Annotated in this window: 18 protein-coding genes; 9 read left to right on the top strand and 9 right to left on the bottom strand. The window is 72.0% G+C overall.

Annotated features, from left to right (window positions below; genetic code table 11):
• Nucleotides 1-11 precede the first annotated feature (11 nt).
• On the top strand, nucleotides 12-380 hold the full coding sequence (locus ACIPYW_RS08465; RefSeq protein WP_400412628.1) for a VOC family protein: 369 nt from the start codon (nucleotides 12-14) through the stop codon (nucleotides 378-380).
• Between the two features lie 43 nt (nucleotides 381-423).
• Here the strand turns inward: ACIPYW_RS08465 and ACIPYW_RS08460 are convergent, their stop codons facing one another.
• Both ACIPYW_RS08460 and ACIPYW_RS08455 read right to left on the bottom strand, forming a co-directional pair.
• Entirely contained in the window at nucleotides 424-969 is a 546-nt protein-coding gene (locus ACIPYW_RS08460; protein WP_400412627.1) for a GNAT family N-acetyltransferase, read from the bottom strand.
• A complete protein-coding gene (locus tag ACIPYW_RS08455; protein ID WP_400412625.1) occupies nucleotides 966-1,514 on the bottom strand; it encodes a YbaK/EbsC family protein in 549 nt (182 codons plus the stop codon). The genes ACIPYW_RS08460 and ACIPYW_RS08455 overlap by 4 nt, the downstream gene beginning before the upstream one ends.
• 36 nt (nucleotides 1,515-1,550) lie before the next feature.
• Between ACIPYW_RS08455 and ACIPYW_RS08450 the strand changes: the two genes are divergently transcribed.
• A complete protein-coding gene (locus tag ACIPYW_RS08450; RefSeq protein ID WP_400412623.1) occupies nucleotides 1,551-2,207 on the top strand; it encodes a CatA-like O-acetyltransferase in 657 nt (218 codons plus the stop codon).
• 52 nt (nucleotides 2,208-2,259) lie between these two features.
• Here ACIPYW_RS08450 and ACIPYW_RS08445 read toward each other — a convergent pair whose 3' ends face one another.
• Nucleotides 2,260-2,931, bottom strand: coding sequence for a TIGR02453 family protein (locus ACIPYW_RS08445; RefSeq protein WP_400412622.1), 672 nt, complete (start codon nucleotides 2,929-2,931; stop codon nucleotides 2,260-2,262).
• Between the two features lie 96 nt (nucleotides 2,932-3,027).
• Between ACIPYW_RS08445 and ACIPYW_RS08440 the strand changes: the two genes are divergently transcribed.
• Nucleotides 3,028-3,519: a nucleoside deaminase gene (locus ACIPYW_RS08440; RefSeq protein ID WP_400412621.1), complete on the top strand. Its 492-nt coding sequence runs from the start codon at nucleotides 3,028-3,030 to the stop codon at nucleotides 3,517-3,519.
• A gap of 78 nt (nucleotides 3,520-3,597) precedes the next feature.
• Here ACIPYW_RS08440 and ACIPYW_RS08435 read toward each other — a convergent pair whose 3' ends face one another.
• The 3 genes from ACIPYW_RS08435 to ACIPYW_RS08425 are packed head-to-tail and all read right to left on the bottom strand — an operon-like array spanning nucleotide 3,598 to nucleotide 7,154.
• Nucleotides 3,598-5,217, bottom strand: a complete 1,620-nt coding sequence (locus ACIPYW_RS08435) for a hypothetical protein (protein ID WP_400412620.1) — start codon at nucleotides 5,215-5,217, stop codon at nucleotides 3,598-3,600.
• Between the two features lie 3 nt (nucleotides 5,218-5,220).
• Nucleotides 5,221-6,147, bottom strand: a complete 927-nt coding sequence (locus tag ACIPYW_RS08430; protein ID WP_400412618.1) for a carbohydrate ABC transporter permease — start codon at nucleotides 6,145-6,147, stop codon at nucleotides 5,221-5,223.
• Nucleotides 6,144-7,154: an ABC transporter permease gene (locus ACIPYW_RS08425; RefSeq protein ID WP_400412617.1), complete on the bottom strand. Its 1,011-nt coding sequence runs from the start codon at nucleotides 7,152-7,154 to the stop codon at nucleotides 6,144-6,146. The genes ACIPYW_RS08430 and ACIPYW_RS08425 overlap by 4 nt, the downstream gene beginning before the upstream one ends.
• A 160-nt stretch (nucleotides 7,155-7,314) precedes the next feature.
• Between ACIPYW_RS08425 and ACIPYW_RS08420 the strand changes: the two genes are divergently transcribed.
• From ACIPYW_RS08420 to ACIPYW_RS08410, 3 genes are all read left to right on the top strand, one after another.
• Nucleotides 7,315-8,052: a class I SAM-dependent methyltransferase gene (locus tag ACIPYW_RS08420; RefSeq protein ID WP_400412616.1), complete on the top strand. Its 738-nt coding sequence runs from the start codon at nucleotides 7,315-7,317 to the stop codon at nucleotides 8,050-8,052.
• Between the two features lie 61 nt (nucleotides 8,053-8,113).
• Nucleotides 8,114-9,121, top strand: coding sequence for a LacI family DNA-binding transcriptional regulator (locus tag ACIPYW_RS08415; RefSeq protein WP_400412615.1), 1,008 nt, complete (start codon nucleotides 8,114-8,116; stop codon nucleotides 9,119-9,121).
• Nucleotides 9,122-9,152: 31 nt separating this feature from the next.
• Nucleotides 9,153-9,539 carry a VOC family protein gene (locus tag ACIPYW_RS08410; RefSeq protein ID WP_400412613.1) on the top strand — a complete coding sequence of 129 codons (387 nt, stop codon included), beginning with the start codon at nucleotides 9,153-9,155 and terminating at the stop codon, nucleotides 9,537-9,539.
• A 141-nt stretch (nucleotides 9,540-9,680) separates the two neighbouring features.
• On the opposite strand, the gene ACIPYW_RS08405 is transcribed toward ACIPYW_RS08410, so the two are convergent.
• A complete protein-coding gene (locus ACIPYW_RS08405; RefSeq protein WP_400412611.1) occupies nucleotides 9,681-10,403 on the bottom strand; it encodes an esterase/lipase family protein in 723 nt (240 codons plus the stop codon).
• The gene (locus tag ACIPYW_RS08400) at nucleotides 10,400-11,173 is read right to left on the bottom strand and encodes an alpha/beta fold hydrolase (RefSeq protein WP_400412610.1); all 774 of its coding nucleotides are present in this window, start codon (nucleotides 11,171-11,173) and stop codon (nucleotides 10,400-10,402) included. Before ACIPYW_RS08400 ends, ACIPYW_RS08405 begins: the two co-directional genes overlap by 4 nt.
• 84 nt (nucleotides 11,174-11,257) lie before the next feature.
• On the opposite strand from ACIPYW_RS08400, the gene ACIPYW_RS08395 reads away from it, so the two are divergent.
• The 3 genes from ACIPYW_RS08395 (at nucleotide 11,258) to ACIPYW_RS08385 (ending at nucleotide 13,718) form a co-directional block, all read left to right on the top strand.
• Nucleotides 11,258-11,728 carry a hypothetical protein gene (locus tag ACIPYW_RS08395; protein ID WP_400412608.1) on the top strand — a complete coding sequence of 157 codons (471 nt, stop codon included), beginning with the start codon at nucleotides 11,258-11,260 and terminating at the stop codon, nucleotides 11,726-11,728.
• A gap of 25 nt (nucleotides 11,729-11,753) precedes the next feature.
• Nucleotides 11,754-12,302, top strand: a complete 549-nt coding sequence (locus ACIPYW_RS08390; RefSeq protein ID WP_400412606.1) for a dihydrofolate reductase family protein — start codon at nucleotides 11,754-11,756, stop codon at nucleotides 12,300-12,302.
• Between the two features lie 117 nt (nucleotides 12,303-12,419).
• Nucleotides 12,420-13,718 carry an NAD(P)/FAD-dependent oxidoreductase gene (locus ACIPYW_RS08385; RefSeq protein ID WP_290134020.1) on the top strand — a complete coding sequence of 433 codons (1,299 nt, stop codon included), beginning with the start codon at nucleotides 12,420-12,422 and terminating at the stop codon, nucleotides 13,716-13,718.
• A 217-nt stretch (nucleotides 13,719-13,935) separates the two neighbouring features.
• Here ACIPYW_RS08385 and ACIPYW_RS08380 read toward each other — a convergent pair whose 3' ends face one another.
• A complete protein-coding gene (locus tag ACIPYW_RS08380; RefSeq protein WP_400413616.1) occupies nucleotides 13,936-14,298 on the bottom strand; it encodes a nucleoside-diphosphate sugar epimerase in 363 nt (120 codons plus the stop codon).
• Between the last annotated feature and the right edge of the window lie 151 nt (nucleotides 14,299-14,449).

Genomic DNA, 14,449 nt, shown 5'->3' with positions numbered 1-14,449 from the left:
GCGTGTCGGCCATGATCGGCACGCTCGACGTCGTCGTCCTGGACTGCCCGGACCCCCGCGCACTGGCGCGCTTCTACGTGGAACTCCTCGGCGGCGAGATCGTCGCCTTCGACGAGGACTGGGCGGAGATCGCGCTCCCCTTCACCGACCTCCGGCCGATCCTCGCGTTCCAGCAGGTCGCCGACTACCGCGCGCCGGAGTGGCCCGGGCAGGACGTCCCGCAGCAGAGCCACCTCGACGTGAAGGTCGACGACCTCGACGCCGGGCAGACCGCGGTGCTGGCGATCAGCGGGACGGCGATGGGATCCGGGACCGAGACGTTCCGCGTGTACCTCGACCCGGCCGGGCACCCGTTCTGCCTCATCCGACCGAACGACTGAGCGGGCGCACCGACCGGGCGCTCCGACCCAGCCGCAGCGCGCTTCACCGGGCCGGGTCGGTCGCGAGCCGGGCGTACACGCACAGGTCGTGCCGCACGCCCTCGATCGGGTACGCCTGCCGCAGCGTGCCCTCGAGGGTGAACCCGAGCCGCTCCGCGACCGCGCGGCTCGGCAGGTTGTCGGCTGCGGTCCGGAGTTCGACGCGGAACACCCCGTCGTCGAACAGCGCGTCGAGGAGGGCCTCGACTGCGCGAGTCATCACGCCCCGCCCAGCGGCACCTGACGCCAGCCAGTAGCCGACCTCGGCCTTCGCCGTCGCCGGGGTGATGCGTGCGACGAGCGCGCCGACGACGGCTCCGTCGAGCACGATCGCCGTCGGGACCCCGGTGCCCTCGGCCCACCCGGTGAGTCCCGGGGTCAGGTACGTGAGGACGTCCTCGGTGGTGAGGTCCGGCCGGGCGAGTTCCTCCCACGGCCGGAGGTGGTCGAGGTCGGCCAGCACGAGGTCGCGGTACGCCTCGGCCACGGAGTCGTCGGCGAGGACGAGCGACACGTGGTCGTCGACGACGATCGGCAGCCGGACCGTCATGCGCCGGGTGCTGCGGTCGCGAGGCCCTCGACGACCTGCACGTGCGGCAGCCCCGCGAGCACCGCGCCCGGCAGGAACAGCTTCGCGCCACGGAGCCCGGCGCCGATGACGACCTCGGGAGCGTCCTGCACGCGCGCGTCGACGTACACCGGCCACGACGACGGGAGGCCGATCGGGGTGATGCCGCCGTACTCCATGCCGGTCAGCGCGACGGCCTCGTCCATCGGGGCGAAGCTCGCCTTGCGGACGTCGAGGAGCTTCTTGACGACGCGGTTCACGTCGAGACGGGTGTGGGCGAGCACGATGCACGCGGCGTACCGGACGTCCTCGCCGCGCCTGCCCGCGACGACGATGCAGTTCGCGCCGCCCTCCACCGGGAAGCCGTACGCCTCGGAGAACGCCGCCGTGTCCGCCAGCTCCGGGTCGATCGACGCGGCCTGGACCCGACCGACGACGTCGGCGGGCAGTGCGACGAGCGCCTCGGCGACCGGGATCGCCAACTGACCGGAGGCGACGAGGGCGGGGACGCGCTGCAGTGTCGGCATGGCTCCACCCTAGGGATCGGGGCCACACTGGCTCTCATGACCGCGCTCCGCCCCGTCGACCTCGCCGCCTGGCCCCGCCGCGAACACTTCGAGCACTACCGCGACCGGGTGCCGTGCACGTGGGAGATGACCGTCGAGCTCGACGTCACCGACTTCGCCGAGACGGTCAGCCGCACCGACCGTCGCACCTACGCCTCACAGCTGTGGGCGATCGCGTCCGTGGTGAACCGCCACGAGGAGTTCCGGATGCAGCTCCAGGAGGACGGCTCGCCGGCGGTGTGGGACGTGGTGCACCCGATGTTCACGGTGTTCCACCCCGACACGGAGACGTTCTCGGTGCTGTTCGTCCCGTTCGACGAGGACCCGGCACGGTTCCACGCGGCGGCCGTGTCGACGATGGAGCGCTACCGGGACGATCACCGGATGTTCCCGCAGCCCGAACGTCCCCGGAACGTGTTCGACGTGTCGACGCTGCCCGGGACGTCCTTCACCGGCTTCGCGCTGCACGTGAAGGAGGGCTTCGACCACCTGCTCCCGGTGTTCACGATCGGGCGCTACCGGTACGTCGAGGGCCGGACGATGATGCCGATCGCGGTGCAGGTGCACCACGCGGCGGTCGACGGGTTCCACGGTTCGCGGTTGTTCGCCGAGTTGCAGACGACCTTCGCGGAGGCCGGCTGGCTCCGCGGCTGACGCTGCACACACCGAGCGAGACCGCACGACCAGCGCCGGAACCCGCAGCCGCTCAGGCCCGCTCGTCGATCGACCGCGCTCCCGGCACGGGCGGCGCCGGGTCGTCGGCGGCGTCGGGGTCCTCCGCCCGGGCCCACTTCACGGTCCACCGCACGAGGGGCTGCACCCGCTCCCATGCATCGACGACGTCGGACAGCGGGCTGGTCAACGGCAGGTGCCGGAGCGCAGCGTAGTGCTGCATCCGGAGCAGCTCGATGCGCGGGTGGTCCGCGTCGAACCCTCGCGGCGCGGTCTTGAGCGGCGGCCCGGCGAGCTCGAACCCGGCGTCGGTGAGGTCGTCCAGCACCCGCTGCAGCGCCGCGGCGGCCTGCGGGTGCTCGTCGATCGCGGTCCGGGCGGCGTCGAGCTGCGCGCGCGACGGGGTGTAGAGACCACCGCCCGCCTGGATGCCGTCGGCACCGGCGCTGAGGTACACCCCGCCCGCGGTGAGCCCGGTGTCCTCCCGGTAGGGCCGCTTGTCCGGCGTGAAGCGGAGGTCCCGGTGCTGCCGGAGCACTCGTCCGGGCCCGTAACGTCGCTCGGCCTCGTCGAGCAGGGCCTCCATCGGTGCCTCGACGTGCCGCTCCCATTCCTCCCGGTGGTCCTCGAACCAAGACTTCTCGTTGTGCTCGGCGAGCCCGCGGAAGAACGTGGCGAGCGCGGGGGTGAAGGGCCGATCGGTCATGCCGGCCAGTGAACCGCCGCCGACTGCGACCCGCCCGACGCCCCGGGGTACGACGCCACCCACCGCCCGGGCAGCCGCCGGGAGGACGGTGGGCCGATGCCCCACGACGAACCCACCACACCGACCGACTTCACGGCACTGGCGGTCTCCCGCGCCCTCGACAACGTCGCCGACGGGGGCAAGCCCTTCGCCTGCCTGATCGTCCGCGACGGCGAGGTCGTCGTCGAGGCCGTCAACCACGTCGCCCAGACCGGCGACCCGACGGCGCACGCCGAGATCCGCGCGATCCGTGCTGCCGCCGAACAGGGCATCACGGACCTCGGCGGGTACGACGTCTTCGTGACGGCGTACCCGTGCCCGATGTGCCTCGGTGCGCTCTACTACGCGCAGCCCGACCGGGTCGTGTACGCCGCGACACGGGAACAGGAGGGCGAGCACTACGAGGACGGCAACCGCCTGATGACCCTCGGCAGCTTCTACGACGAGTACGCCAAGCCCGTCGAGGAGCGCACGCTGCGCGCCGAGCAGGGCCGCGTCGACGACCCGACCGCGCCGTTCCGAGCGTGGAGCGCCCGGCACGCGGACTGACGCAGTGGACGCACCCCGGTGACGGACGGGAGGTTCGGGGCGGGCCCGCACCGTTCCTCCCGTCCGTCACGTCGTCCGTCAGGACGCGCGTGCCTCGAGCGCCTCCTCGAACTCACGACGGACGGCGTCGCCCCCGCGACGCCGCCATTCCCGAACGGTGTCCCTCCAGGACGCCACCGGCGCCCTGCCGAGCAGGACGTCGTTGATCGCGTTGGTCGCGAACGTACCCACGGTCGGTCCCTTCGTCGAGTTGGTCGGCGAGTACAGGCCGTAGGTGGGGTTGGGCAGGCCGTCGTCCAACCACGACGCAAGGGACCGGTACACGGTGTCGGTCATCCCGGGTCGCCCCGCGTAGTAGAGCGGCAGCGGGCACTCCGTGAAGTACTGCAACGGGAACTCGCCGAGGGCCGTCTCGCTGTTGCCGACCGTCGTGAGCACGGGGGCGCCGTCGCGGTACTCGAAGTCGCGTCCCTCGATGCCGAACTTCCGGTACGTCCAGGCCTCCGTGCCGAACGGTGAAGCGCACCAGTCCAGTACCTCGAGGAGCATCCGCACGCGGCGATCGTCCCCGGCGGCGACGGCTGCGATCGTGTTGTTCGGGTCACCGAGCCAGGGCTTCGGCTTCGCCCCGCCGGGCCCGACGAACGGTGCGAGACCGAGCTCGAACCCGCTGCCGGGCGTCGCCTGCCCGAGGATGCCCGGGATCGCGCTGTACGTGTCGGACAGCATGAGCGCGGACCCCTGCACGAGCCACACCTTGCCGTTGTAGGCGGTGATGCTGTCCGGGTGCACCAGGTCCTCGGCGATGAGTCGACGTGACACGTCGAGCAGTTCCCGGTACTCCTCGGTCTCGTACATGTGCGTCAGGGATCCGCCGTCCTCCCGCCACTGGTTCGGGACGCCGAGCATCGGGGCGAGGATGCTCGTCGGGACCGAGGCCAGCGCCCACCGGTTCGCGTGCGGGTCGGACACCCTGCGGCAGAGCTGGAGGAACTCGTCGAGACTGCCGAACCCCGGGTCGACACCGAGCCGGTCGAAGCGGTCCTGGCGCAGGTGGAGGACCTGGGAGGTCAACGGACCGCGGGGCACCGGCACACCGTAGATACCTCCGGAGAAGACCGTCCCGCGCCACGACGCAGTCGGCAGGTTCGCCAGGTACGGGTAGTCGCGGACCCCGGCACCGGAGAGGTGTGGGCTGAGGTCCGCCGCCTTCGCCTCGAGGAACTGGGGCAGGTAGGAGAAGCCCTGGTTGATGGTGAAGACGTCGCCCAGGGTGTCGCCGGCGACCTGCGTGGCGAACTTGTTGGGGAAGTCCGCGTTCGGTGTGATCGTCAGCCGCAGGTCGACCCCCATGTGCTCGTCGAGACCCTGCCAGTACGGGTTGTTCCCCTTCGACGGCGGCACCGGGGAGTTCGTCGGCACGCTGCCGCGGACGATCGACCCGTCGCCGGGTCTGCCCCGCGTGGGTACGAGCCGGTCGGGGATCGACCGGAACGCGCTCGGCATGAGCGCGCTCGTCTTCGGCAGGACGGGCGCAGGTCCGCCCTGCCACGGCACGTAGTCGGGCAGCGCGACGGCCTTGTTGATCGCCTTCACGTCAGTGGAACGGGTCACGGTGCTGCACCCGGCCAGGAGGCTCGTGGCCGCGATCCCGAGTCCGCCCCCGATGAGGGCGCGGCGGGTGATGTTCGTGGTCATGGTTCAGCCCTTCACCGCGCCGGTCAGGACACCCTTGGCGAAGTGTCGCTGGAGGAACGGGTAGACGACGAGGATCGGCACGATCGAGACGACGAGGATCGCCATCTGGATCGAGGCCTGTGGGGGCAGCGCGTCCGAGGAGGTCCCGAGGTCGGATCCGCCGAGTTGCGCGTTGTTGATGACGTAGGTGCGCAGCACGAGCTGCAGCGGCCACTTCGCGGTGTCGTTGATGTAGAGCAGCGCGTTGAAGAACGCGTTCCAGTAGCCGACCGCGTAGAAGAGGCCGATCACGGCGAGGACCGCCTTGGACAGCGGGAGCACGATCCGCCAGAACACCGCGAAGTCGCCGGCACCGTCGATCCGCGCCGACTCGATGAGCTCCTTCGGGATCGCCATGAAGAACGAGCGCATGACGATGACGTTGAACGCGCTGAGTGCCGTCGGGAGGATCAGTGCCCAGTACGAGTCGAGCAGGCCGAACTGCTTCACGACGAGGTAGTTGGGGATGAGTCCTGGCGCGAAGAGCAGGCTCACGAGCACCAGGGACAGCACGAAGCCCGAGCCGTACGAACCCGGCCGGCTGAGGGCGTACGCGAGCATGGCGCTGACGAAGAGGCTGATGAGGGTCCCGACGAGCGTGATGCCGATGCTGACGACCATCGCGCGGGTGACCACACCGCCGGCGAAGATGCTCCGGTACGCACCGAGGTCGAGCCCGCGTGGCCACATCACGAACCCACCTGCCTCGTTCACCTGGCTGGTCGGCGCGAGGCTCGTCGAGACGATGCCGACGAACGGCAGGATCACCGCGAGGCAGATCACCAGCAGCACCGCGCCGGTGAGCAGTCGTCCGGGGAGCGGTGCCTGGTCGGGTCCGCCCCGCTTCCGCTTCGTCCGGCGGGGCACGGTCACGGTGTGGGTCGCGGTCACTTCTGGTCCTTCTGGTAGACGCCCGCTTCGCCGAAGACGTGGGCGAGCTTGTTGGCGCCGAGCACGAGCAGGACGCCGACGACGCCCTTCACGAGTCCGACCGCGGCGGCGACGCCCCACTGGCCGCCCAGCACGCCGTTGTTGTAGACGTACGTGTCGAGCACCTCGCTGGCGGCTCGGCCGACGGCGGCCTGCTGCAGGAGGATCTGCTCGAAGCCGACCGTGAGCGAGTCGCCGAGCCGGAGGATCAGGAGCAGCACGATGATGCCGCGCATGCCCGGCAGGGTGACGTGCCACAACTGCCGCCACCGCGAAGCGCCGTCCATCTTCGCCGCCTCGTACAGGCTGGTGTCGATCTGACTCAGCACGGCGAGGAAGAGGATGGTCGCCCATCCGGTGTCCTTCCAGATCACCTGGCTCGTGAGGAGCGCGATGAACCCGTCCGGGTTACCGAGGAAGTCGATGGCATCGCCGCCGGCCGCACGGATCGCGTTGTTCACGAGCCCCGAACCGCCCAGGATCTGCTGGAAGACCGCGACGACGATCACCCAGGAGAGGAAGTGCGGCAGGTAGAGGATCGACTGCACGACCTGCTTGATCCGATCGGACAGCAACGAGTTGAGCATGAGGGCGAGCACGATCGGCGCGGGGAACACGAAGACCACCTGCACGAGCGTGATCACGAGGGTGTTCCGGAGGGCGCCCAGGAACTCCGGGTCGCCGTCGAACACCACCGAGAAGTTGTCCCACCCGACCCACGGGCTCCGTCCGAGCGGGACGAACGGCAGGTACTCCTGGAACGCGATCGCGTTGCCGAGCAGGGGTAGGTAGTGGAACGCGAAGAGCAGCGCCACCCCGGGCAGCCCCATGAGCAACAGCACCCGGTCCCGCCGGATCCGCTGCCACGCCGTCCGTCGTCCGTCAGGCCGCCGTGGCGGCGAACCTCGTCGATCAGCACGTGGTTCGGTGTGCGCGCGGTCCGGCGCGCGGACGTCGAGCTTCGTCACTCGGTGGCCCCCTCCGTTGGATTCCTGCAGGCGACCCTCCCGCCGCGAGCAACCGTTCGGCAACGTGTTGCCACCTGTTTCCATCGTTGTAACGGTCCATCGCTCCGCAGCGCTCCCCTGCTCGCGGCGGTCCGTACCAGCTGCGTGCCAGGGTGGGGACATGACCTTCGAGCAGCACGCGCGCTCCTTCGGCAGCGCGGTCGAGGCCTACGAGCACGGGCGACCGGGGTACCCGGCCGAGGTGGCCGACTGGTTGGTCCCCCACGCGGCGCGGCGACTCGTGGACGTCGGGGCGGGGACCGGCAAGTTCACCCGGACGCTCCTCGGCCGCGGCGCCGAGGTCGTCGCGGTCGAGCCGGACCCGGCGATGCGGGCGCGGCTCGCGACGCTGCTGCCGGATGTCCGCGCGCTGGACGGCACCGGTGAGGCGGTGCCGCTGCCCGACGCGTCCGCGGACGCGCTGACCTTCGCGCAGTCCTGGCACTGGGTCGACCCGGCCGCCGGCATCACCGAGGCCGCACGGGTCATCCGGCCCGGCGGCGTGCTCGGCCTCGTCTGGAACGTGCGCGACGAGTCCTCGGACTGGGCGCAGCGGCTCGGCGACGTCATCACGCGGCCCGAGGCCCAGCGGATGTCGTACGACGACGAGTCGGTGCCCGACGGGCCGTTCGGGAAGCGGGAGCACCGCGTGTTCGAGTGGGTGCACGAGCAGGACCGGTCGGCGTTCCTCGACATGGTCCTGTCGCGCAGCTACGTCATCGTGCTGCCGGACGCCGAGCGCGCCGGACTGCGTCGAGCGGTCGAGGAGCTCCTCGACACCCACCCGGACACGGCCGGGCACGACGTCGTCCGGGTGCCGTACCGCACGCACGTCCACCGGTACGAGCGGCGGCCGTAGCGCGGCCAGCACTGGCGCGGCCAGCCCGTGCACGGCCGACCCCGGGCGGTACGCTCGGACGATGCGCGCGACCGTGCGGGAGGTGGCCGCCCTCGCCGGGGTGTCACCGAAGACCGTCTCCAACGTCGTCAACGGCGGCGTCCCCGTGCGCCCGGAGACCCGGGCGCGCGTCGAACAGGCGGTCGCCGAGCTCGGGTACGTGCCGAACCTGTCGGCCCGCGGGCTGCGGAACGGCCGGTCGGGCGTCATCGCGCTCACCCTGCCGGAGATGCGGAACCCCTACGCCGCCGAACTCACCGAGTGGTTCGTCGAGCTCGCCCGCGACCACGGCTGGGTCGTGCAGCTCGACCAGACGGGCAACGACCCCGAACGCGAGCAGGACCTCGTGTCACGCGCCCGCGCGCACCTCGTCGACGGGCTCGTGCTCAACCCGGTGACGCTGAGCGCGAGCGTGCTGGCCTCGACCGAGGGGCTCCCGCCGACCGTCGTGATCGGCGAGGTCGAGCCGGAGCACGTCGACCAGGTGCACGTCGACAGCCGGGCCGCGGCGGAGGAGGCGACGGCGTTCCTCCTCGGCGCCGGTCACCGGCGGATCGCGATCGTCGGTGCGGCGGCCGCCGTCCGGGCGACCGCGACGAGCGAGCTCCGCGAACGCGGACACGGCGATGCGCTGACCGCGGCGGGCATCCCCGTCGACGCAGGGCTCCGGGTGCCGCTCGACGACTGGTCGACGGCGACGGCAGCCCGCGCGTTCTCTGCGTGGCTGGACCGGAACGACCTGCCCGACGCGGTGTTCGCGTTCACCGACTCGATCGCGTTCGGCGTCCTGCACGTGCTCGCCGCGCGTGGGGTCCGGGTGCCGGAGCAGGTCAGCGTGATGGGGTTCGACGACATCGCGGCGGCGGCGTTCGCGATCCCCGCCCTCACGACGGTGGCGTTCGACCGGAAGACCCTCGCGGGTGCAGCGCTGCGGCTGCTCGCCCGGCGGATCGACGACCGGACCGCGCCGCCGGAGACGTTCGTGGTGCCGCACCGGATCGTCGAGCGCGCGAGCGTCACCCCGCGCTGACGCCCGGCAGGGCGCGCGTACGCTCCGCCGCATGACGAGCGACGACGCGACGATGCCGACCCTCGTGGCCACGGTGCTGCAGTCCCCCGAGCCGATCCGGTTGGCGCGCTTCTACGGGGCGCTCACGGGGTGGACGGTGCACGAGGACGACCCGACGTGGGCGCGGGTCCGGCCGGTCGACGGCGCTGGTCTGTCGGTGCAGTACGACCCGGAGTACGTCGCCCCGGTCTGGCCGAGCGAGGCCGGCGCGCAGAACATGCAGCTCCACGTCGACTTCCAGGTGGAGGACCTGCCCGGTGCCGTCGCCCGGGCCGTGGAACTGGGCGCCCGCGAGGCGGCGTTCCAGCCGCAGGACGACGTCCGCGTGCTGCTCGACCCGGACGGGCACCCGTTCTGCCTCTTCCTGCCCGGCGTCTGAGCGGACCGCGGGCGCGGGCGGGCGGGCGCAGGCGCCGAGACTCGGCTGGGCGGACAGTTCCGTGGTCGTCGCGCCGCGAAGGTGTCCGCGGAGCCGAGACTCGGCCCGGGCTGAGCCCGACCGAGCCCGCCCGGCCGCGTCTCAGTCGGTGGCGGCGAGCACGGCCTCCCGGGTGCGCGGATCGCCGAGGATCCGGAAGTGCCCGCCGACCGGCAGCCGCACGTTCGTCGCCCCGGCGAGCTCCGACCCCTCCGGGATGAGCGTGTCGAACACCCCGTAGACCGAGGTGATCCGCGCGTTCACCGCGAGCTCCCGCCCTATCGCCGCGAGCACCGGGTCCGCGGCACGGAAGACACGGAGGTGCGCGACGGGGGCCAGCCTCGCGAGCGACGAACCGCCGAACGGCGTGGAGACCGCCACCATCCGGTCGATCCGGCGGTCGGGGTCGAGCGACGCCATCGCGTACTTGCCGATGAGGCCGCCCTTGCTGTGCGCGACGAGCAGCACCTCGTGCAGGTCGTGTTCCTCGAGGTACGCGACGACCTCCTCCGCCGAGGCGGGCACGGGGCGGACGTTGTGCCGGAGGACGGGCAGCACGTGCACGGGGTGGCCACGGTCGTGGAGCGCGTCCATCAGTGGTCGCATGAAGTGCCACGTCTCGTAGACGCCCGGGATGACCACGACGGGCGGCCGGTCGCCGTCGAGGTAGTCGTCCGCCGTGGTCGGTCCGAGGCTCCGCACCTGCCACCGGGCGGCGTAGAGCCAGTCGCGGACGGCCCACGCGGCGCGCGTGAGCAGCCCGACGGGAGGCACGGATCGCCCCTCCGGGTCGGCCTGCGTCGTCGAGGCGGTCGGGTCGGTCATCCGAGGCGCTCCAGGGTCTCGACGCGGCGGAACTCCGCCACCAGGTCGGCGAACGCGACCGGGCGGTGCTCCTGCACGTGGTGCGCGCCGGGGAGCTCGACGAACGCGCCGCGGCGGGCGTGGGCGGCGACCCGGGCGGCCCAGGCGTGGCGGGCGATCGGGTCACGGTCGCCGCGGACGACGAGCACCGGGACGTCGAGGCCGGTGACCCGCTCGAGCAGCGGGTAGCGGAGCATCGGACCGAGCTCCCGGACGTACTGTCGGACGCTGCGCAGGTAGTCGGTGAGGACGACGGCGTTCATCCGCGGCCCTTCGGCGAACGAGTCCCGACCGAGGTCGACGGCCTGGTGGAACAGCGTCCGTCGACGATCGTCCACGACGGGCCCGACGAGGACGACCGACGACACCGCGTCCGGGTGGCGGAGCCCCGCCTCCACGGCGACCTGCGACCCCATCGACTGCCCGACCACGACGAGTTCCCCGGCGCCGCGGGACCGTGCCGCGCGCACCACGAGGTCGGCCAGCTCCTCGGCGTCGAGCCGTCGACCGGCCGGTGGCAGCCCGCCGAAGCCCGGGAGGTCGACGGCGACCGTCCGGTGCGTCCTCGCCAGCGCCTGCTGCGAGCGGGCGAACGAGCGGTGGGACATGCCGATGCCGTGCACGAGCAGCACCGTCGGGACCAGGGCGTCGTGGAGGCGACCGGCCGGCGCCAGCGTCCGGAGCCGCACGGGCAGCCCGTCGACCGACACCGTCTCGACCTTCGCGCGCACGGCACCGACGCTACGCCCGGGTCCACAGTGCAGCGTCAGCGTCGTCATCACCGGTTGATAGCCGGGCGGTGTGCACTCGTCACCATGAACGACACCGATCCGACGACCCCGTCGGCCGAACCCCGCCGGTACCCGTCCGCCCCGGACGGCTGGGGCGCCGCGCCCGCCGCCGCTCCGAGCGGGTGGGACGCCGCACCGACCGCCGGTCAGACGGCGACGGACACCCGCACACCCGGCACGGACCCGTACGCCGCCGAGTGGGACACCGCGCGGCAGACACCGACTCCCTGGTACGGCAACGCCCAGGCCCAGGGGCGAACGAAGCCACGCCCGCCGTGGTTCTGGCCGGTCATCGCGGCGGCGGTCGGGGTGGCTGCGCTCCTCGTCGGCGGCGGCGTCGGCTTCGCGATCGGGCACGCGATCGGCGGAACGCAGTCCCAGGGCACGTCGCAGTTCCCCGGCCGTGGGACGAACGGCTTCCCGGGGTACGGCGGCGGCACCGGGCAGCAGCCCGGCAGCACCCAGGGCGGCACCGACTCCGGGTCTGGTAGCTGACCAGGCGCGCCGCTATCCTCCGAGCATGCGGAAGGTCACCTCGGGTCTCTTCACCTCGGTCGACGGCGTGGTCGACGAGCCCTACAAGTTCCAGCACGACAGCTTCGACGACGAGCTCGGCGCGGGCATGACGGCGTTCATGTCCCGCACCGACACGGTCCTCCTCGGCCGGAACAGCTACCTCGAGTGGGCGGAGTGGTGGCCGGCGCACGCCGACGACCCGTTCGGCCGGTGGATCAACCCGATGCCGAAGTACGTCGCGTCGACCACGCTCGGCGACGACCTCGCGTGGGAGAACAGCACGCGCATCACGGGCGACCTCGACGCCTTCGTCCGCGACCTCAAGCAGCAGGACGGCGGCGACATCGCGGTCACGGGCAGCATCTCGGTCGTCCGGCACCTGCTCTTCGCCGGGCTGCTCGACGAACTCCAGCTCATGATCCACCCGGCGGTCGCCGGCCCCGGCCGGCGGCTCTTCGAGCCGACGGACCCGCCCACGCGCCTGACGCTGGTCGACAGCACCGTGACGAGCAAGGGGAACGTGCTGAACACCTACACGCGGCGAGACGGCTGACGGAGCCTGGGCGGGCCTCCAGGCCGGGTCGGTGGTGAGCGCCCCGGTCATCGGAGGGCCCTGAGCGCGCGTACCCTCGGAGGCGACCATCCGCCGTCCGAGGAAACCAGGGAGCTCATGCCGCAGGACACCCGCCCACACGTCGTCATCGTCGGTGGAGGCTTCGCCGGCATCGCGGCCATGCGGGAGCTCGCGGACGCCGACGTCCGGGTCACACTCGTCGACCGCCACGTCTACAACATGTTCCAGCCCCTCATGTACCAGGTGGCGACCGGCGGCCTGAACGCCGGCGACGTGACGTACTTCCTCCGCAGCCTCCGGGCGAAGCAGTCGAACGCCGAGTTCCGGCACGGCCTGCTCACCGGCATCGACCCGGTCGAGCGGATCGCCGAGATGTCCGACGGCGAGCACCTGCACTACGACTGGCTGATCCTCGCCAACGGCGTGAACACGAGCTACTTCGGCACACCCGGCGCGTACGAGTACGCCTACTCGATGTACTCCCGGTCCCAGGCGCTCCGTATCCGCGACGAGCTGTTCACCCGGCTCGAGGAAGCCGCCGCGAACCAGGGCCCGGACGAGATCAAGATCGTGATCGTCGGCGGTGGTGCGACCGGCGTCGAGATGGCCGGTGCGCTCGCCGAGCTCCGTGACCAGGCGCTCGTCGGCGCCTACCCCGAGATCGAGCGCGGCAACATCTCGATCACGCTCGTGCACCGCAGCGGCGAGCTCCTCAAGCCGTTCGCGCCGCGCCTGCGTCGCTACGCGGCGAAGATCCTCCGGAAGCGCGGGGTCGTGCTGCGGCTCAACACGGGCGTCGCCGAGGTCCGTCCGGACGGCGTCGTCACCGCCGAGGGCGAGTTCATCCCGGCCTCGCAGGTCATCTGGGCCACCGGTGTCGCGGCGCACAAGGAGGTCTCGGGCTGGGGCATGCCGCAGACCCACGGAGGCCGGATCCAGGTGGACGACGACCTCCGCGTCAAGGGTGTCGACCGGGTCTTCTCCGCCGGTGACATCGCCGCCCAGGACGACGCGCTCGCCCAGCTCGCCCAGCCGGCGCTCCAGGGCGGCAAGCACGTCGCGAAGCAGATCAAGCGCCTGCTCGAGGGCAAGCCGACCGAGCACTTCAAGTACTTCGACAAGGGGACGATGGCCACGATCGGCACGAACGCCGCGGTCGCACAGCTCCGCGGCGGGATCACGATGGTCGGCCCCGTGGCGTGGGCGGCGTGGGTCGCGGTGCACATCGCCTCGCTGCTCGGCAACGGCAACCGGCTGTCGACGCTGTCGCACTTCTTCGTGCGGTACCTGTGGTTCATGCGGAAGCGGGCGATCCCGATCGTCGGCGACGTCCGGCCCGTACGGCCGAACGGCGACCGCGAGCCCGAGCCCTGGCAGATGCAGAAGGCCGAGTAGGCGTCGGGAGCGCGGGGACGGTTCCTGCACTCGTCGTCCGCGACGACACACGCGTCGATCGACGCCCGCGTTGTCGAACCCGCTCGGCACGCGTCAGGCGCGAGCGGCAGGAGCACGCACGGCGCGCCGTGGACGCGACCCGACGCCGGACGGGAGGCGCGGTGCGGGCCCGCACCGTGCCTCCCGCCCGGCGGGTGGTCCGCCGGGCGCGGCCGCGCTACGCGCCGCGGACCGGGAAGTATGCCCCGCCCGCGATGTCGTCGAGCAGCCCGACGCCCGTCGGCTCCCACCCGAGCAGTTCGCGCGTCGCGTCCGAGGTCGCCGACATCTCCATCGCGAAGAAGCGGCCGATGAAGCCGAAGTGCTCCTCGGCGTCGGCCGGGTCGACCGACGTGATCGGGAGGCCGAGTCCGGCCCCGATCGCCTCGGCGATGTCCCGCGTCGGGATGCCGGACTCCGCGACGGCGTGCAGCCGCGTCCCCGCCGGGGCCTGCTCGAGTCCGAGCCGGACGAGCCGGGCCGCATCCGTGACGTGCACGGCGGCCCACTGGTTCGTGCCGTCCCCGACGTAGCCGGACACCCCCGTGCGCTGGGCCGCAGCGACGATCGCCGCGATGAAGCCGTGGTCGCCGGTGCCGTGCGTGGTCGGGCTGAACCGGGCGGCGATCGCACGGACGCCCTGCGCGACGAAGTCGAAGCCGCGGTTCTCGCTCCCACCTCGTGGGTGTCCG

This window comes from Curtobacterium sp. NPDC089689, from assembly GCF_044749145.1.
Classification (GTDB): Bacteria; Actinomycetota; Actinomycetes; order Actinomycetales; family Microbacteriaceae; genus Curtobacterium.
This window is presented reverse-complemented; position numbering and strand designations above follow the sequence as displayed.